Consider the following 24,239-nt stretch of genomic DNA (forward strand, 5'->3'; position numbering starts at 1 on the left):
AATTTATAAAAGAGCCCGTCTAACGACGGGCTTTTTTAGTCTCAGAGACATAGTTTCTCGCTGATATGGCTCAGTCGGTAGAGCGCATCCTTGGTAAGGATGAGGTCCCCAGTTCGATTCTGGGTATCAGCACCATGTATTTGACACGCACTGTAAGTTTGTCTTTATCTTAGAAAAGATGAAAGTTAAAAGCTGTCACAAAATTTGCTTAGCGACCATAGCATTGTGGACCCACCTGATTCCATGCCGAACTCAGAAGTGAAACACAATAGCGCCGATGGTAGTGTGGGGTTTCCCCATGTGAGAGTAGGACATCGCTAGGCTTTATTTCCAAGCCCCTGTAGAAATACAGGGGCTTTTTCATATCTGCAAGCAACGACAGTTACTTCTTCTCATTCAGTTGCCAGTCGTACTCATACTCTATATTTCCTTGATGCAGGCTTACTCCTGTTCGGTATTTGCTTAGATGCTCAAACAATTGAGCTCGGTTACCAAAATCTTCTGCAAACCAATCATAGATAGAAGAAAGAGTCAGGCGACCATCTTGCAAAGAAACACCTTTGTTGCTGTTGATGAACTCCTTCGCTGCTTTTTCTAATTGCATTTCTGTGTTCTCTGAAGTGAAAGCGTTTGGTTGTAGATTGGGACATCCTAAGCTTGCGCAATTCACAGCATAATGCGTTCTTGGATCGCTCCAGATAGGTCTTAAAATGCGATGTTCTATATCATTGAGTGTGAGTGCTTTCCCTGCCACATTGGCAACTTCCTCATCCCATGGGCCAAAGCTAAACCAGCGGCCTATTTTCGTGATCGACGTAATCGGATAGTTATCGAGAATTAAACGTACAGTCAGGGCGTTATAGAGATTTATCCAATATGCGTACTGCTCTTTTTTATTTAACTCTCTAGGGTCAGTTTGAGACATAGCTGATAGGTATTCATCTAGCTTTTCTTTGTCAGTATCTGCGACATGAGCGTATTTAAATAAGGTGTATTCACCCTGTGACACGAGGTATAGGTCTAGGATTGTTTGCCATTTATGATGGGGTACGGTTGTACGACTTTGTTCATTACTGACATTCCAATACGTCCATAATTCTGACTTAGGAGCAGAAAATGAAACAGGTGAGATTAGAATAAGTGCAAATGCTAAGAGTCTTTTCATATAGATTATCGTTAAAGGGTATCTGAACAATTAGACCTTTATGAAAGCTACTATATTTCATTGATAAAAAGTAATTCACGAAAAAAAGGGCTGCTTTTCAGCAACCCACTGTTTATTTCATCATTTTAAGAATGAAGGAATTTTAGCTTCGTACTCTGCAATTTTAGCTTCATGTTGCAAGGTCAAACCGATGTTATCCAAACCATTAAGCAAACAATGGCGGCGGAACTCGTCGATTTCAAATCTGTATTCTTGGCCATTTGCCGTTACAAGCATTTTTTCAAGATCAACAGTAACCAGTGCGCCTTCATTTGCTTGAACATATTGGAAAATTTCGTCAACTTCTTGTTCTGTTAGGCGAACAGGAACCATTTGGTTGTTGATTGAGTTGCCATAGAAAATGTCCGCGAAACTTGGTGCGATCATGACTTGAATGCCATAGTCAGCAAGTGCCCAAGGTGCATGTTCACGAGAAGAACCACAGCCAAAGTTTTCGCGTGCTAGAAGAATACTTGCACCTTTGTAACGAGGTTTGTTCATTACAAAATCTGGGTTTGGCTGTTCGCCTGCATCATCAAGGAAGCGCCAGTCATGGAAAAGGTGCTTACCAAAACCTGTACGGTTTACTTTCTGTAGAAACTGCTTAGGAATAATTGCATCGGTATCGATGTTCGCTGCATCAAGAGGAACAACTAAGCCTGTGTGTTGTTGAAAACCTGCCATTTATATTTCCTCTATCCTTAGTTGTTACGAATATCGACAAAGTGACCAGCAATTGCTGCCGCTGCCGCCATCGCAGGACTTACTAGATGGGTTCTGCCATCACGACCCTGACGACCTTCGAAGTTACGGTTTGAGGTTGATGCACAACGCTCTCCCGCACCTAAACGGTCATTGTTCATTGCTAAACACATTGAGCAGCCTGGTAAACGCCATTCAAAGCCAGCTTCGATAAAGATTTTATCCAATCCTTCTGCTTCTGCTTGCGCTTTTACTTGTTCAGAGCCCGGTACAATCAAAGCTTGTACGTGTGATGCGACTTTCTTACCTTTCGCAACTTCGGCAGCAGCGCGCATATCTTCAATGCGTGAGTTAGTACAAGAGCCTACAAAGACTTTATCTACTTTATAATCAGACAACATTTTGCCTGCTTCTAATCCCATGTAAGCCAGTGCTTTTTCAGCAGAGACACGCTCTACAGGATCACTGAAAGATTCTGGTGAAGGAATTGGTGTATCAACAGCAATAACTTGGCCTGGGTTAGTACCCCAAGTGACTTGTGGGCGAATACTTGCTGCATCTAGCGTTACAACTGCGTCGAACTTAGCGTCTTCATCTGTTTTTAGAGTTTTCCAGTACTCAACAGCCGCATCCCAATCAGCGCCTGTTGGCGCAAATTTACGACCTTGAATGTAATCAAATGTTGTTTGGTCTGGAGCGATTAATCCCGCTTTTGCACCAAGCTCGATGGCCATGTTACATACCGTCATTCGACCTTCCATAGAAAGATCGCGAATCGCTTCACCGCAGAATTCAACTACGTAGCCAGTACCGCCGGCTGCTGTAGTTTTGCCGATAATGGCTAAAACGATGTCTTTTGCAGTAATACCTGGCGCTACTTTACCTTTGACTTCAATCTTCATGGTCTTTGCACGAGCTTGTTTTAGCGTTTGAGTTGCCATTACATGCTCAACTTCAGACGTACCGATACCAAATGCTAGTGAGCCAAATGCGCCATGAGTTGCGGTGTGTGAATCACCACAAACGATCGTCATGCCCGGTAGAGTAATACCCAACTCTGGGCCCATTACGTGCACAATGCCTTGGTATTTATGGTTAATGTCGTAAAGGGTTACACCAAACTCTTCGCAGTTTTTCGCTAGCGTTTGCATCTGTATACGAGCCATTTCACCCGATGCATTGATGTCTTTAGTTGTGGTCGATACGTTGTGATCCATGGTAGCGAAGGTTTTGCTTACTTGGCGTAATTTACGTCCTTTTTCACGTAAGCCATCAAACGCTTGAGGAGATGTCACTTCATGAACCAAGTGACGGTCGATGTATAAAATTGGGTTTTCGCCTTCCGCGGCAACGACAACGTGCGCGTCGTAGACTTTTTCATACAGTGTTTTGCCCATGTGTTTGCTTCCTTGTCTCGCTCTCCTTGATAAGCCAGTAGTTTGTTGTAAACCACTGGCTGGCGAGAGTATTAATTATTATGAATTAAGAATGTATTCAGCGATTTTGTCGCCCATTTGCGAAGTCGTCAGTGCTGGTTTGCTACCTGATAGGTCGGCGGTTAACTCACCCGCTGATAGAGCTTTACCCACTGCTGCTTCAATGTCTTGTGCTGCGGCTTCTTCACCTAAGCTATAGCGAAGCATCAATGCAGCTGAAAGAATTTGTGCAACAGGGTTAGCGATGTTTTTACCTGCGATATCAGGAGCACTGCCGCCCGCTGGTTCATACAGACCAAACTTGCTTTCATTCATACTTGCCGAAGGAAGCATACCCATTGAGCCAGTGATCATTGCGCATTCATCAGAAAGAATGTCACCGAATATATTTGAACATAGCATTACGTCAAACTGAGATGGGTCTTTGATTAACTGCATTGTCGCGTTATCAATGTACATATGTGATAACTCAACATCTGGGTAATCTTTAGCAATTTCTGTTACGACTTCACGCCATAGAATAGAGCTTTGAAGTACGTTGGCTTTGTCGATAGAACAGACTTTCTTACGACGTAAACGAGCAGATTCAAAAGCAATCTTTGCAATACGTTCGATTTCAAAGCGGTGATAAACCTCGGTATCGAAAGCTTTTTCGTTCGCGCCTTCGCCTTCGCGACCTTTTGGTTGACCAAAATAGATACCGCCAGTTAATTCACGCACAACGACAATATCAAAACCGCGAGCAGAAATGTCAGCACGTAAAGGAGAGAATGCTTCTAACCCTTTGTGGATTTGTGCTGGACGCAAGTTACAGAACAGTTGGAAGTGTTTGCGTAATGGCAGAAGAGCGCCACGCTCAGGTTGTTCATTAGGTGGAAGGTGTTCCCATTTTGGACCACCAACAGAACCGAAAAGTACAGCATCGGATTCTTCACAAGCACTCAATGTGCTATCAGGAAGTGGGCAGCCATGATTATCAATCGCAATGCCGCCTACGTCATGTTCTTCACGCACGAAAGTTAACTTGTGTTTTTGTTCGATAGCATCAAGTACTTTATGTGCTTGTTGCATTACTTCTGGGCCGATGCCGTCACCTGGTAATACGGCAATCTTATAAGTTTTGTCTGTCATGCGAGTCCTTCACTAATTTTGATAATATTCGTTCAATGTTGTGTTTGCTGGGAATCCTTTTAACTGGAAGATACAGCGGTAATACAAAGATTTACCTGCCTGTAACTCCAAGTTGCTTGGATAGAATGTTATTTAAACGCCAGCAATAACTTTCTTTTTCTGTTTTATTTCTTCAATTTGGTTTGCGCGATGGATGCTGTTGATGACATGCAATAGCGCTTGACCAGAGGCTTCAACGATATCTGTTGATACGCCTGTACCGTGGTACTTACGTCCTTTGTAATTCGCAATGATATCTGCTTGACCTAGACCATCTTCACCTTCGCCTTTAGCTGTTAGGTCAAACTTGTCTAATACGATGTCATAGCCAGTTACGCGGTAGATACATTGGTATAAAGCATCTACTGGTCCATTACCAACTGCCGCTTCACATTTTTCTTGGTCACCACATAGCATTTTTACGCTGGTTGTCGCCATAACACTACCAGACTGAACACTTAGATAGTTCAATTTGTAGTAGTCATCTTCATCACGAAGATTAGAGAAGTGCATCAACGCTTCCAAATCATAGTCGAACACTTGGCCTTTACGGTCAGCAAGCTTCAAGAAGTCTTCGTATAGAGCATTTAGGTTATATTCGTTTTCGTTGTAACCCATCGCTTCCATGTGGCTCTTAACTGCAGCACGACCACTACGGCTGGTTAGGTTCAATGCTTGATTTTTCAAACCAATAGACTCAGGCGTCATAATTTCGTAGGTATTCTTGTTTTTCAACATACCATCTTGGTGAATACCTGATGAGTGGCTGAACGCATTTGCACCAACAATTGCTTTGTTGCTCTGAATTGGCATGTTGCAAAGCTGGCTAACCAATTTGCTGGTACGGTGAATTTCTTCATGCTTGATACCCGTGTGAACACCTAAGAACTCTTGACGAGTTTTAATGATCATAGCGATTTCTTCTAAAGCACAGTTACCTGCACGTTCACCGATACCATTGATGGTTCCCTCAATTTGGCGAGCACCTGCTTGTACCGCAGCGATTGAGTTGGCAACAGACATACCCAAGTCATCGTGACAGTGAACAGAGATAATCGCTTTATCGATGTTAGGGACACGGTTAAATAGGGTTTGAATGATGCCACCAAATTCGTTTGGTACTGTGTAACCTACAGTATCAGGAATGTTGATTGTGCGTGCACCAGCATTAATTGCAGCTTCAACCATACGACATAGGTTGTCGATTGGTGTACGTCCTGCATCCTCACAAGAAAACTCTACATCGTCAGTGTATTGACGAGCATGTTTCACTGCTTTAACCGCCATCTCTACTACATCATCATAACTACGACGTAGTTTGTCTTGAACGTGAATGGTTGAGGTTGCTAAGAAGGTGTGGATACGGAACTGTTCAGCAACTTTCAACGCTTCTGCTGCTGCATCAATGTCTTTCACAACGGCACGTGAAAGCGCACAAATACGGCTATTTTTGATGTGTTTCGCAATGGTTTGTACTGATTCGAAATCACCCGGTGAGGAAACAGGGAAGCCCGCTTCGATCACATCAACACCTAAGCGTTCCAGTGCGTATGCGATTTGCAGCTTCTCTTTAACCGTTAGGCTTGCTGACAACGCTTGTTCACCGTCGCGCAAAGTTGTATCGAATATGATGACCTGATCGTTCATGTTTGCTTCCTTCCTCGAAGAGTTAATCGTTTACTTCCTGAATTTAGTTATAAAAAAACCCGCATCTCGTGCGGGTTCTTGTAAATCTGTTGTGGTGTTTTCCGTCCACTCATTACCCGCGCGATTGATTCACGATAAGGAGCAGGTTCAGGAGCAGAGAAGAACGAGTTGTCATTATTAACATCCACAAAATTGAATTAACAAATTAGTACCGTACTCAACCGAGCACGTCAACCCCAAAGTTGTTTTTTTGTTCATATCGGAGCAGTTATTCCGTCAACAAGGCAAAAATCAACAGCTTGCTGTGTATTGCACTTCTCTAATGTAACCAAACTGAACGGAATTGTAAGCCTAAGGTAAATAAAAATATCGGCTGACTACGACTAACTGTCATCCATTTACAAACAAATAGTCACGGATTTGCAATCTAATGCTTTTAGTTTGGATGTAGGAACATTTCGATTTGAAGCATTTTCGATTGAAAATAGGGGTATGTCATGAAAACCATCAAGCCGATTGCAAAGTTTGATTTAGCTTTTTCAATGCTTTGCCTACAGCACAGGTTCAATCAACCTGTTGCAAGAATCAGTAAAGCGATTTCCCATACTGGAGATGGCCATTTATATGCACTTTTTGGTGTGCTTGCGTGGGCTATTGGTGGCAGCCACGGCTCAAACTTTTTAGCAGCCGGCTTAGTGGCATTTGCGATTGAACTGCCTCTTTATTGGTTGTTGAAAAACAGTTTCCAGCGCCGTCGCCCACAAGAGCTTTCTCCTGTCTTAACCGCTTATATCACGCCGTCTGATCGATACAGCCTTCCGTCAGGGCATACCGCAGCAGCTTTTGTGATGGCAACTTTGATTAGCCAGTTTTATCCAGATGGTTATGGCGTTGCTTTTATGTGGGCAGCGTTGATTGGCAGTGCGAGAATTTTGCTCGGGGTGCATTTCTTAACGGATGTCATTATTGGAGCCATCTTGGGCGCCAGCTGCGCAACTATTTCAATGCAGTTACTGGAGATGAATGTTTGAAGATTTTGTATGGTGTTCAAGGTACTGGGAATGGTCATATTGCCCGCGCTCGAGCAATGAGTGAGGCGTTTAAGGATACCGATACGAAAGTGGACTTTCTGTTTTCTGGTCGAGAAAGCCATAAGTTTTTCTCTATGGAGAGTTTTGGTGATTACCAAACACGTCGTGGCTTAACGTTTGTGTTTGATAAAGGCAGAGTGAACTACACGCAAACCGCACTGAATAATAGTCCTCTACAATTAATGAAAGAAATTAGACAGTTAGATCTGTCTGGATACGATCTTATTTTAAATGATTTTGAACCAGTGTCTGCATGGGCGGCAAAACACCAAAAGAAGGAAGTGATCGGTATCAGTCATCAAAATGCATTTCGCTACCCAGTACCATTAAAAGGTGCGAGCTGGCTAGATAAGCAAATCATGCAGCGTTTTGCACCAGCGAATTATAACCTCGGTTTGCATTGGTATCATTTTGATCAACCTATACTGCCTCCAATTGTTCATACCATGGCGCAGGACATGCTTAACCAAGACTTCATCCTTGTTTACTTGCCGTTTGAAGATGTTGAACAGATATGTGAACTGTTATTCCGATTCGTAAACAAATCATTTATCTGCTATCACCCGCAAATCATCGAATCTGAAACGGTGGAAAACGTCGAGTTGAGACCGTTGTGCCACAGCAGTTTTCAATATCATCTTCACCGTTGTGATGGTGTGATTGCAAATGGCGGATTTGAATTGCCTTCAGAGGCTCTCTCGCTGGGAAAGAAGCTATTGCTTAAGCCGTTAATGGGGCAATTTGAACAGCAAAGTAATGTAGCCACATTGGAAACTCTCGGCTTAGCTTCTGCTATGGATTTTCTCGATGCTTCAGCAGTCAGTAAATGGTTAGATGAAAAACAAGCAGAGCGAGTGGTCTACCCAAATGTGGCCAAAGCCATTGTTGAGTGGGTACTGCAAGGGAATTGGTCTAATCAACAAGATTTGTGTGAAGGGTTGTGGCAGCAGGTGGATTTTCCCAGCTACGCATCCGTCAACTAAGTCATCGGAAATCAGATATTCAGTTTAAATAATATTTGCAGCTTCATAGCTGCAATTATTATTTAACGATTCTGTATCGTTTCCATTTTAATTATTTAAAACATAGTTAATGTGAATGTTTTTATATTTATGGAGCTGTATTTTACATTTCGGATTTATCTTTTTTTATAACGTCTGTACGACATGAAAACACTAGAAATTTGTAAGTAAATTCCTCTTTATGGCATCAAAAAATCTGACTTTTCCTTAATGCTATTGCTATTCGGCAAACGAATGAATCATAGTTAATGCAAGCTTGGAAATATCCAAATAACCAATATTAAAAGTACAGGTTATCTATTCGCTAACGAATGTTTGATATTTGATTGAGTAGATGAATTTAGAGGTATAGCGAATGTTAGATAAAAACGGCGGCATGGGAGCCATTTCTAGTTATCGTATGGAAAGCGTTTTACGTGGTGTCGATTTAAACCTACTGACGGTTTTTGATGCTGTAATGCAAGAGCAAAACATTACTCGTGCAGCTCATAACCTTGGTATGTCACAACCAGCGGTGAGTAATGCAGTTGCTCGTCTTAAAGTGATGTTTAATGACGAACTGTTTATGCGCCAAGGTCGTGGTATTCAGCCTACCCAACGTGCTCGTCAGTTGTTTGGCCCAATTCGCCAAGCGCTTCAATTAATCCGTAATGAACTACCAAGTTCTGTGTTTGCGCCTGAAACATCAAGCCGCCTATTTAAGCTGGCTATTTGTAGTCCATGTGATATTCGTTTCGCACCGAAGATCATGGAAACTATCCATGAAATTGCGCCAAGTATTCAGCTACATCTGGATGCGGAGTTTGATCGTATGCTAGCAGAGCGTATGCGTTACCAAGATACTGACTTTGTTATCGACTACGCACATTTTGATGGTCAGGGTTTTTCAAGCACCGAGCTGTTCCAAGATGAGTTAGTGGTTGTTGCTGCTAAATCTCACCCACGTATTCAAGGCAGTGTAACTCGTGATGAGTTGATGCAAGAGAAACACGCTAAACTGTCCAAAATTCATGGTCAGCGCAGTTTTGCAGAGCAGGCTTATCAAGATTTGTACTGTTCATCTAGCTACGAAGGTACAAGCCTAAGCAATGTTCTGTACGTAGTAGGTCAATCTGAACTAGTGACTGTAGCGCCTCGCTGGATCGTAGAGAATGTAGCAAATGCAGATATGCTACAAATCCTAGACTTCCCATTTGATAACGCGAAAATCAGTGGTTACTTGAGCTGGCACGAGTCTAGCGAAAAGGACCGCGGTCACATTTGGTTACGTGACCAGTTAATGATGATTTGCCGTGAAGTGATTGCTCGTAAGTAAGCTCTTATCGCACGTTAATGATGTAAAACAGGATGTTAAATAAAAGCCTTGGGATGGGAGACCAATCCAAGGCTTTTTTATTGTTCGTTGCGTCTAAAATATTCCATAAGTTTGATGTTTGTCAGTTGCCTTTTGTAGTTCTAAAGGTACACTTGTGCGCTCATTTAAGCTTACAGGTGTAAGCTATAGGTAGATAGATGACTAATTTAGATTTTCATATCGTTAAACGTGTTCGTGAGCAAGTTGCTCACAACGGCGATCGTAGTGCCCTGAAACACAAAGTAGGGGATGCATGGAAAAGCATTAGTTGGACGCAATTTGGGCAGCAAATGGATGCGTTGTCATTAGCGTTACTCTCACAGCATATTGGCGTACAGGATAAAATTGGTATCTTTTCCAATAATATCCCTCAATGGACCATTACGGATTTTGCCGCACTGCAATTAAGAGCGGTAACCGTTCCTATCTATCCAACGAATACTGCCGATCAGTCTGCTTATATCTTACAAAACGCGGATGTCAAAATTCTATTTGTTGGTGAACAGCCACAATATGACATCGCTTTAAGCATCTTTGAACAGTGTGAACAGCTTCAGCTTATCGTCGCAATGGATGATGGCATTGATCTTAAAGATTTCGATAGTGCTATTCATTGGTCACAGTTTATGGCGATGGGCCAAGAGTCTGACCGTCACGAACTGGATGCTCGTCTGTCACAAGCCAATTTTGAAGATCTGATTACACTAATCTATACCTCTGGCACAACGGGACAGCCAAAAGGCGTAATGCTGGACTACCGCAATATCGGCTCACAGCTTGAGGGGCATGATCAGCGTCTTAATCTGAGCAAAGATGATGTTTCGTTATGCTTCCTACCGCTTTCTCATGTATTTGAACGAGCGTGGACTTTCTATGTGCTTTATAAAGGCGCAACCAACTGTTATCTGCATGATGTCTCTCATGTTCGTGAAGCGTTGAGTGAAGTTCGCCCGACGGTCATGTGTGCGGTTCCTCGTTTCTACGAGAAGATTTTCTCTGCTATTCACGAAAAAGTGGCTAGAGCCTCTTTCATTCGCAAAGTGATGTTTACATGGTCTGTGAACATGGGTGCGAAGATGGCTGTTTGTCATCAGGAACACCGCAAACCGTCTTGGCTACTAACTCAATGTCACGCAATTGCCGACAAAGCTGTGCTAGCTAAGCTACGTGGATTGCTTGGTGGCCGAATTAACTTTATGCCTTGTGGTGGTGCGAAGCTTGATGAAACCATCGGCCGTTTTTTCCATGCTATGGGTATAAACGTGAAGCTTGGTTATGGCATGACAGAAACAACAGCAACGGTTTCTTGCTGGGATGATAAATGCTTTAACCCAGACTCTATTGGCCTATCTATGCCGGGTGCGCAAGTTAAAATTGGCGAAAACAATGAAATTTTGGTTCGCGGCCCAATGGTGATGCGCGGCTACTACAAAATGCCAGAAGAAACAGCGAATACGTTCGATGAGTACGGTTTCTTAAAAACGGGTGATGCCGGACACATTGACGAACATGGCAACCTGTTTATTACTGACCGAATCAAAGAGCTGATGAAAACATCGGGCGGTAAATACATCGCACCTCAAGTGATTGAGGGAACAATTGGTAAAGACCATTTCATTGAACAAATCGCAGTCATCGCAGATACCCGCAAATTTGTATCGGCGTTGATTGTTCCTTGTTTTGATGCGTTAGAAGAACATGCTAAAGAGCTGAATATCAAATATCACGATCGCTTAGAACTGCTAAAAAACAGTGAAGTGATTGAAATGTTTGAAAAGCGTATCAATGAACTTCAGCATGGTTTAGCTAAGTTCGAACAGGTGAAAAAATTCAAACTGTTACCGAAAGCATTCTCAATGGATGAAGGCGAGTTAACACCAACGCAGAAGCTGCGTCGTAAAGTTATTAACACTCGCTATCAAGATGAAATCGAAGAGATGTATCAAGAGAAGAAAAAGTAACTTTTAGATACTGATTCAACGTTATCGATCCCCAGTAAGATTCGTTCTTACTGGGGATTTTTTATATCTGGTCTTTTGGGGTATGGAGCTGAGAAGATTTCTCAATGGTTGATAAAATTTTGTACCGTTTTTTATGGTTGTTATAAAACTATTCTCTAAATCATTGCATCGACATAACGGTTGATACTTGTTGTATAAGCTTCTGCAATATATCGCCGAGAAATGAACAAATTCGTGGTTAGACCTAATGCTAAGAAAGGGTTAAAGTTGTTGCGTTACCTTAGCTTTTGTTATGACAAAAGCAGGACATAGCTGAAAGCGGAAAGTTTTCGAATTAGGCTACGAATAAGCCCTAGACTATGTAAAACCAGACCTTTTGACCGACCGTGTGAACAGGATTCTGGTAAGGAGAAAATATGGCAATGTTATCCGGCGCAGAGATGGTCGTTCAGTCTCTGATCGAAGAAGGCGTAGAACAAATTTTTGGCTACCCAGGTGGTTCAGTACTTGATATCTACGACGCCCTCCACGAAAAAACCGAAAAAATAAAGCATGTACTTGTTCGTCATGAGCAAGCTGCAACCCACATGGCTGACGGCTATGCGCGTGCAACGGGTAAACCGGGTGTGGTGCTAGTGTGTTCTGGCCCTGGTGCGACAAACACCGTAACAGGTATTGCAACGGCTTACATGGATTCGATCCCAATGATCGTAATTTCAGGTAACGTAGCGACGAACTTGATAGGGAATGACGCTTTCCAAGAGTGTGACATCGTTGGTGTATCTCGCCCGATCGTTAAGCACAGCTTCCTAGTAAAGAAAGCAGAAGATATTCCTGAAACAATCAAAAAAGCATTTTACATTGCGTCAACAGGTCGTCCAGGTCCTGTGGTGATCGACCTACCAAAAGACGTAATGAATCCGCAAATTAAGCTTCCATACCATTATCCAGAATCAATCAAGATGCGTTCTTACAACCCAACGACTTCTGGTCATAAAGGGCAAATCAAGAAGGCATTGAAAGCACTATTAGAAGCGAAAAAACCAGTGCTGTATGTGGGTGGTGGTGCGTCTATCTCTGGCGCTCACGAACAAGTACTTCAACTTGCTGAAAAGTTGAACTTGCCTGTGGTGAGTACCTTAATGGGATTGGGTGTATTCCCAGGTACCCATAAAAATGCGTTGGGTATGCTAGGTATGCATGGCGTGTACGAAGCAAACATGGCAATGCATAACTCGGATCTGATCTTTGGTATCGGTGTTCGTTTTGATGATCGAACCACCAATAACTTGGAGAAATACTGTCCGAACGCGAAGATCATGCACATCGATATCGATCCATCGTCTATCTCCAAAAACGTAAAAGTTGATCTACCAATCGTAGGTTCTGCAGACCAAGTATTGGAAACAATGCTACAGCTTCTTGGTGAACAAGAGGGTGGCAACGATGTGGAAGCGATTGATACTTGGTGGAGTGAAATTCAAGTGTGGCGTGAGCGCAAGTGCTTGTCTTATGAGACATCAAGTGAGCGCATTAAGCCACAGCAAGTAATTGAAACTTTATTTAAACTGACTAATGGCGATGCTTACGTAGCGTCAGATGTTGGTCAGCACCAAATGTTTGCCGCACTATACTATCCATTTAATAAGCCTCGTCGTTGGATCAACTCTGGTGGTTTAGGAACAATGGGCTTTGGTCTACCCGCTGGTATGGGTGTTAAGTTTGCGATGCCGCAAGAAGAAGTGGTGGTTGTAACGGGTGACGGTAGTATTCAAATGAATATTCAGGAACTATCAACAGCACTTCAGTACGATATTCCAGTGAAAATCATCAACCTGAACAACCGTTTCCTAGGAATGGTGAAACAGTGGCAAGACATTATTTATCAAGGGCGACACTCTAACTCCTACATGAGTTCAGTACCGGATTTTGCAGCAATTGCCGAAGCGTATGGTCACGTTGGTATTCGTATCAACACGCCTGACGAGCTAGAAGCCGGCCTGCAAAAAGCACTCGATATGAAAGACCGATTGGTTTTTGTCGATATCAATGTAGATGAAACTGAACACGTGTACCCAATGCAAATTAAAGGCGAGGGTATGGATAAAATGTGGTTGAGCAAAACGGAGAGAACCTAAGATGAGACACATTATTTCAGTATTGATGGAAAACCAACCTGGTGCTTTGTCTCGCGTAGTTGGTCTGTTTTCTCAACGTGGTTACAACATTGAGAGCTTAAACGTATCACCAACAGACGACGGCACTTTGTCCCGTTTAAACCTGACAACAACATCCACAGAAATGCAGCTTGAGCAAATTCAAAAACAACTGCATAAGTTGATTGATGTGCTTAAAGTTCAGGAAGTGACAGAGGGCGATCACATTGAACGTGAGTTGATGCTGATTAAAGTGAAAGCAACAGGTTTTGCTCGCACAGAAGTGAATCGCACAACAGATATCTTCCGTGGTCAAATTGTGGATGTCACGGCATCTCAATATACAGTTCAGTTGGCAGGTACTAGCGAGAAGCTTGATGCATTTATTCAAGCTATGGCGGAAGTGACAGAAGTCGTTGAAGTAGCCCGTAGTGGTGTTGTTGGTATCGCACGTGGTGAGCGAGCACTTCGCAGCTAATCATTGAAACTCAATTAAACAAAAAACCAGCCAATTGGCTGGTTTTTTGTTTTCTATAACTTAACCACCAGTATTTGCTGGTGGTTAGTTTTAGTCTCTCTCAGTTTTGTGTGTCACTGAAGGATTAGTGAAGGATACGTGCGCGGATAGTGCCTTCGATGCCTTTCAGTTTGTCTAGAGCTTCTAGTGAACGCTCTGCTTCAACATCAATAACTACATAACCGATATTTGCCGTTGTTTGTAGATACTGAGCAGCGATGTTGATGCCATCTGAAGCAAAAATGGTGTTAATTTGCGTCAAAATACCTGGGCGGTTTTCGTGAATGTGCAATAGACGCGAACATTGACGATGCTCAGGTAGAGATACTTCAGGGAAGTTCACGCTTGAAAGTGTAGAACCGTTGTCTGAGTATTTCGCTAGTTTGCCTGCTACTTCAATACCAATGTTCTCTTGAGCTTCTTGAGTTGAACCACCGACGTGAGGAGTTAAGATCACGTTGTCGAACTTCATTAGCGGAGATTCAAATGCTTCTTTGTTTGAACCTGGTTCTGTTGGGAATACGTCAATCGCAGCACCAGATAAGTGACCTGACTCCATGGCGTCACATAATGCTGGAATATCAACCACAGTACCGCGAGCTGCGTTAATGAAGATTGAACCCGGCTTCATGCGATCAAATTCCGCTTTACCCATCATGTTCTTAGTTTCAGGCGTTTCTGGAACATGAAGAGAAATAACATCACATTTGTTGAGCAGTTCACTCATGGTGTGAACTTGAGTCGCATTACCTAGTGATAGCTTGTTTTCGATATCGTAGAAGTAAACACGCATACCCAAGTTTTCAGCAATAATGCCTAGCTGAGTACCGATGTGACCGTAACCGATGATACCAAGCGCTTTACCACGAGCTTCGTATGAATGGTCGGCACTCTTCTTCCAAATACCACGGTGAGCAAGTGCGTTCTTTTCAGGGATGCCACGTAGTAGAAGTAGGATTTCACCCAGAACAAGTTCTGCAACACTACGAGTGTTTGAGAATGGTGCGTTGAACACTGGAACACCGCGAGCAGCGGCAGCATCAAGATCTACTTGGTTTGTACCGATACAGAAACAGCCAATCGCTACCAGTTTATCAGCTGCGTTAATCACTTTTTCTGTCAGGTTAGTACGGGAGCGAATACCAATGAAGTGAACGTCTTTGATTGCTTCAATCAGTTCATCTTCTTCTAGTGAACCTTTGTGGTATTCGATGTTGGTGTAGCCAGCAGCTTGCAGAACTTCTACCGAAGATGGGTGAAGCCCTTCAAGAAGTAATATCTTAATTTTTTCTTTTTCCAGTGAAACTTTGGCCATTATTCTCGTCCTTAAAATGGAAAGGGAGGGCTGATGTGTGAAACATCGAGCGAACTACACAATTCTTAATCTAAATTTAAAAAGCAAACGTTTTCGTTGAGTTTGTTCTGACCACTAAGTTATCAAATTTTTTTGTGATTGGGTAAGAAAATTACGGAATAAGGCATAATTTTCTTAGTGGAAAAGCAACAAAAACGGCACCCTAGGTGCCGTTTGTAATCAAATAACGAAAAATGTGTGTTTTTCAGAATTATTCTTCGATTTTTGCGCCTTCAGGAGTACCTGTGATTACTACGTCTGCTCCGCTGATAGCAAATAGACCGTTTGTCACAACGCCAGCAATACCATTGATTTTCGCTTCTAGGTCTTTTGCATGAGTAATCTTTAGACCATGAACGTCAAGAATCACGTTACCGTTGTCGGTTACAACGCCTTGGCGGTAAACAGGATCACCACCAAGTTTAACCAGTTCGCGAGCAACGTATGAACGCGCCATTGGAATCACTTCAACTGGAAGCGGGAATGTGCCTAGTACGTCAACAGCTTTAGTGTCATCAACGATACAAACAAATCTTTCTGCAATGGCTGCAACGATTTTTTCACGAGTAAGCGCTGCGCCGCCACCTTTGATCATCTCACGTTGTGCGTTGATTTCATCGGCACCATCAACATAGATGTCTAAGCTCATGACATCGTTACAATCGAAAACTTCAATGCCTAAGCCTTTTAGTTTTTCTGTTGAAGCAATAGAGCTTGATACTGCCCCTTTAATATCATCTTTGATTGAACCCAAAGCATCGATGAAGTGATTCACTGTTGAACCAGTACCAACGCCGACAATGCTGCCTTTCTCTACGTATTTAAGTGCAGCCCAACCGGCAGCTTTTTTCATTTCATCTTGAGTCATGCCCATCTCCTGAGACGATTTTTGCGAAAACTTGATTTCTAAGTGAAAGCTGTATGTTTTGTATAAACGTTAGCGTGCGCGGGATTATATACGCAAAAGATTGAGAGATGTACTTCGGTTTCCGAATAATTGAAGTTATCCCCTTCCTACTTGAAGCAGTAGGGGTGTTGTCTACGTTCGTTCACCCCAATCACATAGTTATCTATGCTCATGGGGATTCACTCACTTGCCGCCTACCTGCAACTCCAAGTAGTTTGGGTATAGCGTCACTTCAGTGATGTTTGGCTCAATAGGCGTTAAATACGATCATTACCACTGCCAAATTTGGCTAGGAGTAACGATTTTCGGCAAAGGCACATCCCATTCTTCTGTTGGCAGATCTTCCACATGTTGGCAGTCATGAGCCAAGCCAATAGGTGAAGCGCCTTTAGCCGTTTTGAACCAAGGCTCTAAGGTTCGATCATAATAACCGCCACCCATACCTAATCGATGTCCATGAGAATCAAAAGCCACTAAGGGAGTGCAAATAAGATCGAGCTCTTTGACTGGACACACAAGAGTTTGGTTTAGCTTAGGTTCAAGGATACCAAACTTGTTGAAGGTCATTGGCGTGTCTGACTGATAGTGCAAAAACAGCAGATGACCAGCAGAAAAGGGGTGTAAGACTGGCAGGTAAATACTTTTACCTTGCGACCAAAGCCATTCGATTAATGGTTGGGTATCCAGCTCACCATCGGTTGAAAGATAAAGAGCAATTCGTTGGCATGTTTGTAATTCGGGAAGAGTAGAAAATCGCTGAATGAGATCTTGGCTCGCCTGAAACTGAACATCACTGGCAAGTTGATTGCGTTTGTCGCGGATGAGTTTTCTTAGTTCTTGTCGTGAATACAACATTAGGGAACCCCAGAGTGCCGTCGTAGATTGTGGCCCTTGAACCAGCGAGTTCAAGGCGGATCAGCAATGGTAGCCGTAGGCTTCTCGGTACGAGCCAAGCTTGCTCAATAGCTACTAAGTACTAATCCTTGGGTATTGCTTATCGGCTCGGGGACTTAAATCCACTGACAAACACCCCAGGGTAAATACTTTAGATGGTGAACGTTTAGCTACGTTCTAGCGTTACTTTATTGAGAGCTTCTTCTAGAGAAACGGTGAGCTTTTCCATACGTTCACTGATTTCTTGCTGCTGACCATTGTTTTGCTGCTGATAAGTGTGTAACTCATAGCAAATGTTCAACGCCGCGATAGTTAACAACTTTAATTCATTGGTCACTTTCGTACGGTCTGCCATTTCCTTTAATCGTCGGTCAAGATCTATGGCTGCATTTACCAGTGAGTCTTCCTGACCCGCTGGGCAATTTACCCGTGTCACTTTACCTAAAATTTCAACGTCAACCGCTTGATTACTCATGATAAATGAACTCTATTCATATCGCCAAAGATGATACTTCTCAAGTGACCATCGTGGGGGAAACTATAGGTAAAGCGCTCGGAAGATTCAAGCTTTTCCCGATTATCTCTCAAAAATGAGCAGCGAAAACTCAGTTCTTAGTCAATTTGCGTAAAAGCTAGCCACAATTGGTAACTTGAGCGTTTTCGCACGGATGTTGAAGTGATAGGATTAGGCTTATTTTTCTGAATATGAGCCCTTTATGAGCGACATTACTTTTCCAACTTATGACATTTTATCTGGCGAGCTGAAGTCAGCATCGTTAGGCGTAAATCCAGCTGAGCTACACGGTCTGTTGACCGGTATGTTGGCTGGTGGTTTAAGTTTGAAAGATGACAGCTGGCAGCCCCTCATTTTTGATTACACCAATGATGGTATGGGTTGGCCGGTTAAAGCGCTTGAATTGGCAAAACAGTTACTTGTTGCAACCAATGCAGAGTTAACCGATACCAGTATGGAACTGAGTCTAGTGCTTCCTATTGGTGATGGTGCTGAAGCACTGTTTGATTTTGCTGATGGCGTAGCTGACTGGGTCAACCACTTTATTTCGGGCCTAGGATTGGCGGGCGCAGCAATCAATAAAGCTTCTTCCGATGCAAAAGAAGCATTAGAAGACCTCGAAGAAATTACCAAATTAGGCATCGATGAAGATGATGATTTGGAAGAGCAAGCGCAGCTCTTAGAACAGGTTCTGGAACATGTGAAAGCCTGTGTCCTACTTTTGCATGCTGAGTTGGGTATTAAGCCTGAGCAAGATAAAGCGCCGACTATTCACTAAGGGCAAGGATCGTGAGCCAAGTAAAATCGTTTGATGTGATTATTGCTGGTGGTGCTATGGCTGGAGCTACATTGGCTCTAGCATTGCATCAGCTCAGTGAAGGACGTCTGTCTGTTGCGGTAGTAGAACCTTATCAAGCAGATCATCAGCAGCACCCCGGTTTTGATGCTCGTTCGATAGCCCTGTCTTACGGAACCATTCAAATCCTGCAACGATTTGGACTTTGGACAGATCTCCAATCTGTCGCAACGCCGATCAATCATATTCATGTCTCGGATCGCTACCATGCTGGAATGACAGACATCACCAGACAAGAGGTGGCGGTTAATGCTTTGGGTTATGTGGTTGAACTGGCCGATGTCGGACGAATTTACGCAGAGAAAATGGCAAATACAGCCAGCATTACAATGTTTTGTCCGCAAAGTATTCAAAACGTTCAGCGTGACATCAATAAAGTCACAGCGGTTTTATCCAACGGCGAGCAAATAGAAGCTAAGCTACTAGTAGCGGCAGATGGCGCAGTATCAACCTGTTGTGAACAAGTAGGTTTGACATTGCAGGAACACGATTTTGAACAAGTCGCTGTTATCGCCAATGTTGTTGCAGCTGAGCAACATCAAGGACGAGCATTTGAGCGATTTACCTCCCATGGTCCAATTGCTTTATTACCGATGAGTGGTAATCGAATGTCCTTAGTCTGGTGTTTACCTCCAAACAAAGCCGATGAAGTGATGGCTTATGATGACGAAGTTTTTCTCAATCAATTGCAATCTGAATTTGGTTGGCGTTTAGGCAAGTTGGAGAAGACTGGGGCAAGAAGCGCGTATCCGTTGGTATTAAGATATCGAGAGCAGAATATCTCTCATCGCTTTGCCATTGTAGGGAATGCAGCGCAATCGCTACATCCTATTGCAGGGCAAGGTTTCAACTTAGGTATTCGTGATGTCGCCAGTTTAGCGGAAGAGATTGTTCACTCTGAAGATGTCGGAAGTTACCGACTTCTGACACAATTTAAGCGCAGACGTGACAACGATAGATCAGCAACGATTACGTTAACTTCCAGTCTGGTTCATCTGTTTTCAAATGACTGGCTAGCTCTGCGTATTGGAAGAAATTTAGGATTAGCAGCGATGGATCACATTCCTATGCTAAAAACACCGCTGCTACGCCGCACCTTAGGTGTGGTTAATCGATAGGGTACTCGAATATGATGCGAAGTGTGGATATTGCAATTGTTGGTGGCGGAATGGTCGGCCTTGCTTTGGCGGCCGCGTTTAAGCATACCGATTTAAGAATTGCAGTTATTGAAGGTAGCCTTCCTCATGAAGGATTAGGAGAACAGCCTGATACCCGAGTGTCTGCTTTAAGCCGTTCAAGTGAAGTGATTCTTAGAAACTTAGGTGCATGGCAAGGCATTACCATGAGAAGAGCCGCGCCATACCAAGCGATGGAAGTGTGGGAACAAGACAGTTTTGCTCGTATTGAATTTGACGCAAACAGCCTCACTCAGCCTGATTTAGGCCATATTGTTGAAAACAGAGTCATTCAACTGTCGTTGCTTGACCAAGTGAAACTGCAAGACAATGTTTCTCTTTTTATGCCTGCTAGCTGTGAAAAATTAGCGATTGGTGAAAGTGAAGCGTGGCTAACACTGAACAATGGTCAGACTCTGACTGCCAAGTTGGTCGTCGGTGCTGACGGAGCAAATTCTTGGGTTCGTAAACAGCAAGATATCCCTCTCACTCATTGGGATTACGGGCACAGCGCCGTTGTGGCAAATATCCATACTCATAAACCACACCAGCAAGTCGCTCGCCAGATATTCACTCCATTAGGTCCTTTGGCATTTTTGCCGCTCAGCGACTCACATATGAGTTCCATTGTTTGGTCGACTGATCCAAACCGTGCTGAACAGTTAGTGGCTATGGGTGACAGCGAGTTTAATAAAACACTGACCGCGGAATTCGATTCAAGACTCGGGCTGTGTAAAGTGGTAAGCGAACGCAGTGCTTTCCCACTCAAGATGCGTTATGCACGAGACTTTGTTGCTGAGCGCATTGCGTTGGTTGGCGATGCTGCGCACACAATCCATCCACTTGCTGGTCAAGGGGTGAATCTAGGGTTCCTAGATGCTGCCAGTTTAGCTCAAGAAGTTATTGAACTTTGGAAGCAAGGTGAAGATATCGGTAGCAAGCGCAATTTACGTAGTTATGAGCGTTGGCGTAAAGCTGAGGCGGCAAAGATGATTGCCGCTATGCAAGGGTTTAAAGATTTATTCGACGGCAATAATCCGGCGAAAAAACTGATTCGCGGGATTGGTATGCGTTTAGCGGGTCAATTACCTGGCGCTAAAGATGAGATCATGAAACGAGCTTTAGGGCTGAAAGGCAATCTACCTGATTTGGCGAAAGTGAATAACGCGCAGCCGATGGTCTAGTGGATTCAGAGTTACCAAGAGTTGGACAAAACGACTGATATGTTAAAGGGTTGGCAAATGCCAACCCTTTTAAATTCTATACACTTTGATTTGAGCTGAAGTGATGTTTAAGCGTACGCGCAACGTAATCTTTTAATTTCTAGGTTCACTTCTTTGACGGTTTGGAAATGTCGATGCTCAGCTCGCTCAGGCAAAATCAGCTTACCGTTATCAAACTCAAATGTCCCAATTCCGTAAATATAAATTCTTCCCTTAAAAAGACGACTAACGTGTTTAGCAATCATTCCAGGCATATAGCGCTTAAACAGTCTCATACTTCGATCCTTACGTTTTTCAGCACCTTTAGTATATTCAAACAGTCATAAAGTAAGTGTGACTCAAATGGTGCTTTATGCAGTTTTCGCTGACGTATTTATATTAATGTGTGGTTCTATGCAAAAAATTGGATAAATATCCTAATAAGTGTGACCCGAGCCTCAAATGAAAATTAACAATGGAACTCATGGTTTTCTGGCGAGCTTATTGAGCCAGATGAATATGACACTTTTAAGAAAAATCCTATTTACATTTCCATATTCAATATTTTGATTGATAAGTATGCTAAATACATGCCAGCTTTCTGTAAAAAAGTGCCCGCAAAGACAACGCGGGCAAAAGTCACAGATGCATTACACAAAAAGTGGATGTCCTGAAACTATCAGTGGATTCACTTTTTTGTTGGTGAAGGACCAATCTCTTCGTTTATGAAGAGCCAGAATCACACTTCTGAATGAGCTTTTACCAACGGTGGCAGATTACTTTAAAATTTAATGAATGACTATTTATTGATCTTAAATGAGTAAAAATTCAGTTGGTGATTTTTGTTTGTGTGATTTTGATCACTGTTGATTGTGGTGTGTTGCATCAATTTCGGTCATTCATCGCGCTGAATGTGTGCAAAGGTCGGTTGGATGAGCTTAATCAGGTCTTGCGTTTGGAGAGCGATACCTGCCATTGAAGAGCCGCTACTTATGGTAACAACGGGGTGCTGTAAAATTTGATGGTCAAAAATGATCGGCATTGGTGTTTTAAGCAAAAGAGGTGTCACGGTTCCTAACTGGTAACCGGTAATCGATTCGACATCTTTCATATTTACGCATGTCATGCGCCGCCATTGGAGAAGTGATCGAACTTTTTTCGGGTCGACACTTTTATCGCCGGGAGCGCAGGCTAAAGCAAGTTGCCCACTCATATCTCGAAGTAAGATGCACTTGACCATTTGGCTTGGCGTGATACCACGTTGATTTGCTGCGTCTTCAATGGTTGTTGCGGGTGTTTGATGATGCAGCAAGTGAAAATCCACTTGCTGATCATTTAAGTATCGAGTGAGTTTGGTCTCGTGAACTTTATTCGTCATCACTTAATGAATATGGAAGTGCTTCGATCGTCCAGCGAGTATTAGGTTGGGAGGTTAACCTAAGTTCAGTTTCTTCTTCCAAATTGTTCGGTAGTACAGCTAAACCAATGGCAGTGTTATCTGCGAAAGTATAGTGAGTCATTAACTGGCCAGCTGAACGCCAGTTATCACCAACAGAGCGCTCTAGCTGCACAACGTCTTCAAGCGGTGATTCAATATTGCCTTTAACAATGTACATCGCACGCTTATTAATACCGCGATATTTTGCGCGAGCTACCGTTTCCTGTCCAGTATAGCAACCTTTGTTAAAGCTGATACCGTTTAATGCTTGTACGTTTACTGCCTGAGGAATGTGCTCGTTTTGTTCAGCTTGAGTGACAACGGGGTAAGCTTGCTCAATCTCGAATCGAGTCCAAAGCGACTCGTCCACTTTTGTAACTTCAATAGTATTAGCAAGCTTCTCTGCACGTTCGCTATTGATGAGTAGCAGCCAGCGTTGTGAGTCAATTTTTACTGCCGTACCGCCTTCAATATTGCGAACATCATCTTGGCTTTCTGTGTGTGCATCTATCCAAGCTTGAGCTTGAGCACCAATCAAACCTAACGCGACGTCACTACTCTGAGTTATTTCTGCTTTTGAGAAAATGGCATACTTCTTAAGCTCTCGTAGTTCGGCTTCAATCGCTGATAGTGGTTGGAACATCGCATAGCCACCATTGTGATGAAAAATACGAAATACAGACCAAACTTTTCCTTTTGCGTCGCAATGTGCACCAAAAGCCATTTGCTGGGCTTCCAGAGAAACTACGTTACAGGTAACTTGCCCTTGTAAGTAAGACTTTGCATCTGTACCCACAATTTGAATAGCGCCCCAAGATGCTAGATGTGTGAGCATTAGCTCAGGCAAAACGTCATCAGCATTAATATTTAGGGGAGAGAAAGTGTTTTTCCAATCCATGATACTCACCATAGTGAACGATATTGAACTATGGTAATCCGGATAAGTTTTTTTGTCAGCTTGATTGGGACTGTGATTGAGACCCTAGTTGATTTATCCGTCTATTGGTAGACTTAGCCAAACTAACGGTTTGATTAGCCAGAATAACTATAAAGAGAGAAAGGTAGATGTATAGCGCTGAAGAAAAAGCTCGAATTAAATGGGCATGTCGTCGTGGTATGTTGGAACTAGACGTTGTCATCATGCCATTTTTTGAAGAATGCTTTGAATCCTTAACCGAAACTGAGCAAAAGGATTTTGTGTCGTTGTTGGAATGTGATGACCCTGATTTGTTTACTTGGATTATGGGACACGGTCGCTCTGAAAATTTAGGGCATGCCGCCATCGTAGATCAAATTGTCGCTCATAACCTCAGCAAAGTTCGTTAAGCTAGAACTTCGTATTTCCTATACTGCCCTAGCATTCGCTACCATTCTCTTTATGGTGTTGATATGGGCAGTTATTTCATAACCCATTCCTCTTGTCGCTTCTGTCTGTTTACTACTTATCATTGTTTCACGCCCATTAAGCTTTTTGTTGCCCGATGCTTTAAATGGAGAGGTGGAACTGAGGTTTGATGGTTCACTCAAGACAAACAACAAATCACTAGATTTCAAATCAGTCAGCTTTCTGCACGCTTTCTTATTTCTATCTTTCCAAACTAACGATAAGCGTTGGCTATTGTGGCGTGATAGTTGCGAT

22 protein-coding genes, 1 tRNA gene, 1 rRNA gene and 1 other RNA gene are annotated in these 24,239 nt (G+C 43.0%); 12 read left to right on the plus strand and 13 right to left on the minus strand.

The features are described from left to right. Positions 1–59 precede the first annotated feature (59 nt). Positions 60–135: transfer RNA gene (locus ACOSVQ_RS16575), tRNA-Thr, on the plus strand. 72 nt (positions 136–207) lie between these two features. Continuing rightward, positions 208–323 (plus strand): 5S ribosomal RNA (gene rrf, locus ACOSVQ_RS16580). A gap of 59 nt (positions 324–382) precedes the next feature. On the opposite strand, the gene ACOSVQ_RS16585 is transcribed toward rrf, so the two are convergent. The 5 genes from ACOSVQ_RS16585 to leuA all read right to left on the minus strand — a co-directional run bounded on the left by ACOSVQ_RS16585 (position 383) and on the right by leuA (position 6,159). Then, entirely contained in the window at positions 383–1,165 is a 783-nt protein-coding gene (locus ACOSVQ_RS16585; protein WP_491983596.1) for a DUF547 domain-containing protein, read from the minus strand. A gap of 120 nt (positions 1,166–1,285) precedes the next feature. After that, on the minus strand, positions 1,286–1,888 hold the full coding sequence (leuD, locus tag ACOSVQ_RS16590; RefSeq protein ID WP_491983597.1) for a 3-isopropylmalate dehydratase small subunit: 603 nt from the start codon (positions 1,886–1,888) through the stop codon (positions 1,286–1,288). Positions 1,889–1,905: 17 nt separating this feature from the next. After that, positions 1,906–3,303, minus strand: coding sequence for a 3-isopropylmalate dehydratase large subunit (gene leuC, locus ACOSVQ_RS16595; protein WP_491983598.1), 1,398 nt, complete (start codon positions 3,301–3,303; stop codon positions 1,906–1,908). 78 nt (positions 3,304–3,381) lie between these two features. Then, positions 3,382–4,473, minus strand: a complete 1,092-nt coding sequence (leuB, locus tag ACOSVQ_RS16600) for a 3-isopropylmalate dehydrogenase (protein ID WP_491983599.1) — start codon at positions 4,471–4,473, stop codon at positions 3,382–3,384. A 132-nt stretch (positions 4,474–4,605) separates the two neighbouring features. Beyond that, complete coding sequence (leuA, locus tag ACOSVQ_RS16605; protein WP_491983600.1) at positions 4,606–6,159, minus strand: 2-isopropylmalate synthase; 1,554 nt, start codon at positions 6,157–6,159, stop codon at positions 4,606–4,608. 497 nt (positions 6,160–6,656) lie between these two features. On the opposite strand from leuA, the gene ACOSVQ_RS16610 reads away from it, so the two are divergent. From ACOSVQ_RS16610 to ilvN, 6 genes are all read left to right on the plus strand, one after another. Then, on the plus strand, positions 6,657–7,190 hold the full coding sequence (locus ACOSVQ_RS16610; RefSeq protein ID WP_491983601.1) for a phosphatase PAP2 family protein: 534 nt from the start codon (positions 6,657–6,659) through the stop codon (positions 7,188–7,190). Then, positions 7,187–8,233 carry an MJ1255/VC2487 family glycosyltransferase gene (locus tag ACOSVQ_RS16615; protein WP_491983602.1) on the plus strand — a complete coding sequence of 349 codons (1,047 nt, stop codon included), beginning with the start codon at positions 7,187–7,189 and terminating at the stop codon, positions 8,231–8,233. The genes ACOSVQ_RS16610 and ACOSVQ_RS16615 overlap by 4 nt, the downstream gene beginning before the upstream one ends. A gap of 394 nt (positions 8,234–8,627) precedes the next feature. Next, on the plus strand, positions 8,628–9,587 hold the full coding sequence (leuO, locus tag ACOSVQ_RS16620; protein ID WP_491983603.1) for a transcriptional regulator LeuO: 960 nt from the start codon (positions 8,628–8,630) through the stop codon (positions 9,585–9,587). A gap of 197 nt (positions 9,588–9,784) precedes the next feature. Then, on the plus strand, positions 9,785–11,587 hold the full coding sequence (locus ACOSVQ_RS16625) for an AMP-dependent synthetase/ligase (protein WP_491983604.1): 1,803 nt from the start codon (positions 9,785–9,787) through the stop codon (positions 11,585–11,587). Between the two features lie 416 nt (positions 11,588–12,003). Beyond that, positions 12,004–13,725: an acetolactate synthase 3 large subunit gene (locus ACOSVQ_RS16630; protein WP_491983605.1), complete on the plus strand. Its 1,722-nt coding sequence runs from the start codon at positions 12,004–12,006 to the stop codon at positions 13,723–13,725. 1 nt (position 13,726) lies between these two features. Then, complete coding sequence (gene ilvN / locus ACOSVQ_RS16635) at positions 13,727–14,221, plus strand: acetolactate synthase small subunit (protein WP_491983606.1); 495 nt, start codon at positions 13,727–13,729, stop codon at positions 14,219–14,221. 124 nt (positions 14,222–14,345) lie between these two features. Here the strand turns inward: ilvN and serA are convergent, their stop codons facing one another. The 5 genes from serA to zapA form a co-directional block, all read right to left on the minus strand. Then, on the minus strand, positions 14,346–15,575 hold the full coding sequence (serA, locus tag ACOSVQ_RS16640; RefSeq protein WP_491983607.1) for a phosphoglycerate dehydrogenase: 1,230 nt from the start codon (positions 15,573–15,575) through the stop codon (positions 14,346–14,348). 250 nt (positions 15,576–15,825) lie between these two features. Next, complete coding sequence (gene rpiA / locus ACOSVQ_RS16645) at positions 15,826–16,482, minus strand: ribose-5-phosphate isomerase RpiA (RefSeq protein ID WP_491983608.1); 657 nt, start codon at positions 16,480–16,482, stop codon at positions 15,826–15,828. Positions 16,483–16,791: 309 nt separating this feature from the next. Then, positions 16,792–17,376, minus strand: coding sequence for a 5-formyltetrahydrofolate cyclo-ligase (locus ACOSVQ_RS16650; RefSeq protein WP_491983609.1), 585 nt, complete (start codon positions 17,374–17,376; stop codon positions 16,792–16,794). Between the two features lie 2 nt (positions 17,377–17,378). After that, a non-coding RNA gene (ssrS, locus tag ACOSVQ_RS16655) (6S RNA) lies at positions 17,379–17,562 on the minus strand. A 19-nt stretch (positions 17,563–17,581) separates the two neighbouring features. Then, on the minus strand, positions 17,582–17,890 hold the full coding sequence (gene zapA, locus ACOSVQ_RS16660; RefSeq protein WP_491983610.1) for a cell division protein ZapA: 309 nt from the start codon (positions 17,888–17,890) through the stop codon (positions 17,582–17,584). 241 nt (positions 17,891–18,131) lie between these two features. On the opposite strand from zapA, the gene ACOSVQ_RS16665 reads away from it, so the two are divergent. From ACOSVQ_RS16665 to ACOSVQ_RS16675, 3 genes are read left to right on the plus strand one after another with little or no spacing between them, the layout of a single operon-like run. Next, positions 18,132–18,707 (plus strand): YecA/YgfB family protein, encoded by a 576-nt coding sequence (locus tag ACOSVQ_RS16665; RefSeq protein WP_491983611.1) that lies wholly within the window; start codon positions 18,132–18,134, stop codon positions 18,705–18,707. Positions 18,708–18,718: 11 nt separating this feature from the next. Next, positions 18,719–19,903 carry a 2-octaprenyl-6-methoxyphenyl hydroxylase gene (gene ubiH / locus ACOSVQ_RS16670; protein ID WP_491983612.1) on the plus strand — a complete coding sequence of 395 codons (1,185 nt, stop codon included), beginning with the start codon at positions 18,719–18,721 and terminating at the stop codon, positions 19,901–19,903. Between the two features lie 11 nt (positions 19,904–19,914). Beyond that, on the plus strand, positions 19,915–21,144 hold the full coding sequence (locus ACOSVQ_RS16675; protein ID WP_491983613.1) for an FAD-dependent 2-octaprenylphenol hydroxylase: 1,230 nt from the start codon (positions 19,915–19,917) through the stop codon (positions 21,142–21,144). Between the two features lie 107 nt (positions 21,145–21,251). Here ACOSVQ_RS16675 and ACOSVQ_RS16680 read toward each other — a convergent pair whose 3' ends face one another. From ACOSVQ_RS16680 to ygfZ, 3 genes are all read right to left on the minus strand, one after another. Continuing rightward, positions 21,252–21,458, minus strand: a complete 207-nt coding sequence (locus tag ACOSVQ_RS16680; protein WP_491983614.1) for a DUF1107 domain-containing protein — start codon at positions 21,456–21,458, stop codon at positions 21,252–21,254. A gap of 599 nt (positions 21,459–22,057) precedes the next feature. Next, a complete protein-coding gene (locus ACOSVQ_RS16685; protein WP_491983615.1) occupies positions 22,058–22,540 on the minus strand; it encodes an aminoacyl-tRNA deacylase in 483 nt (160 codons plus the stop codon). After that, complete coding sequence (gene ygfZ / locus ACOSVQ_RS16690; RefSeq protein ID WP_491983616.1) at positions 22,530–23,498, minus strand: tRNA-modifying protein YgfZ; 969 nt, start codon at positions 23,496–23,498, stop codon at positions 22,530–22,532. Before ygfZ ends, ACOSVQ_RS16685 begins: the two co-directional genes overlap by 11 nt. Before the next feature lie 167 nt (positions 23,499–23,665). Between ygfZ and ACOSVQ_RS16695 the strand changes: the two genes are divergently transcribed. Beyond that, a complete protein-coding gene (locus ACOSVQ_RS16695) occupies positions 23,666–23,926 on the plus strand; it encodes an FAD assembly factor SdhE (RefSeq protein WP_491983617.1) in 261 nt (86 codons plus the stop codon). Positions 23,927–24,239 lie beyond the last annotated feature (313 nt).

The sequence above is a fragment of the Vibrio sp. HM8-C genome, assembly GCF_058630515.1.

Excerpts from the sequence above, each read along its gene's own strand:
- ACOSVQ_RS16685 (WP_491983615.1), bottom strand. The coding sequence starts at position 22,540 with ATGACGAATAAAGTTCACGAGACCAAACTCACTCGATACTTAAATGAT.
- ACOSVQ_RS16630 (WP_491983605.1), top strand. The coding sequence starts at position 12,004 with ATGGCAATGTTATCCGGCGCAGAGATGGTCGTTCAGTCTCTGATCGAA.
- ACOSVQ_RS16680 (WP_491983614.1), bottom strand. The coding sequence starts at position 21,458 with ATGAGACTGTTTAAGCGCTATATGCCTGGAATGATTGCTAAACACGTT.
- ilvN (WP_491983606.1), top strand. The coding sequence starts at position 13,727 with ATGAGACACATTATTTCAGTATTGATGGAAAACCAACCTGGTGCTTTG.
- ACOSVQ_RS16675 (WP_491983613.1), top strand. The coding sequence starts at position 19,915 with ATGATGCGAAGTGTGGATATTGCAATTGTTGGTGGCGGAATGGTCGGC.
- ACOSVQ_RS16625 (WP_491983604.1), top strand. The coding sequence starts at position 9,785 with ATGACTAATTTAGATTTTCATATCGTTAAACGTGTTCGTGAGCAAGTT.
- ACOSVQ_RS16650 (WP_491983609.1), bottom strand. The coding sequence starts at position 17,376 with ATGTTGTATTCACGACAAGAACTAAGAAAACTCATCCGCGACAAACGC.
- rpiA (WP_491983608.1), bottom strand. The coding sequence starts at position 16,482 with ATGACTCAAGATGAAATGAAAAAAGCTGCCGGTTGGGCTGCACTTAAA.
- leuA (WP_491983600.1), bottom strand. The coding sequence starts at position 6,159 with ATGAACGATCAGGTCATCATATTCGATACAACTTTGCGCGACGGTGAA.
- ACOSVQ_RS16665 (WP_491983611.1), top strand. The coding sequence starts at position 18,132 with ATGAGCGACATTACTTTTCCAACTTATGACATTTTATCTGGCGAGCTG.
- leuO (WP_491983603.1), top strand. The coding sequence starts at position 8,628 with ATGTTAGATAAAAACGGCGGCATGGGAGCCATTTCTAGTTATCGTATG.
- serA (WP_491983607.1), bottom strand. The coding sequence starts at position 15,575 with ATGGCCAAAGTTTCACTGGAAAAAGAAAAAATTAAGATATTACTTCTT.
- ygfZ (WP_491983616.1), bottom strand. The coding sequence starts at position 23,498 with ATGGATTGGAAAAACACTTTCTCTCCCCTAAATATTAATGCTGATGAC.
- leuC (WP_491983598.1), bottom strand. The coding sequence starts at position 3,303 with ATGGGCAAAACACTGTATGAAAAAGTCTACGACGCGCACGTTGTCGTT.
- ACOSVQ_RS16695 (WP_491983617.1), top strand. The coding sequence starts at position 23,666 with ATGTATAGCGCTGAAGAAAAAGCTCGAATTAAATGGGCATGTCGTCGT.
- leuB (WP_491983599.1), bottom strand. The coding sequence starts at position 4,473 with ATGACAGACAAAACTTATAAGATTGCCGTATTACCAGGTGACGGCATC.
- ACOSVQ_RS16585 (WP_491983596.1), bottom strand. The coding sequence starts at position 1,165 with ATGAAAAGACTCTTAGCATTTGCACTTATTCTAATCTCACCTGTTTCA.
- leuD (WP_491983597.1), bottom strand. The coding sequence starts at position 1,888 with ATGGCAGGTTTTCAACAACACACAGGCTTAGTTGTTCCTCTTGATGCA.
- zapA (WP_491983610.1), bottom strand. The coding sequence starts at position 17,890 with ATGAGTAATCAAGCGGTTGACGTTGAAATTTTAGGTAAAGTGACACGG.
- ACOSVQ_RS16610 (WP_491983601.1), top strand. The coding sequence starts at position 6,657 with ATGAAAACCATCAAGCCGATTGCAAAGTTTGATTTAGCTTTTTCAATG.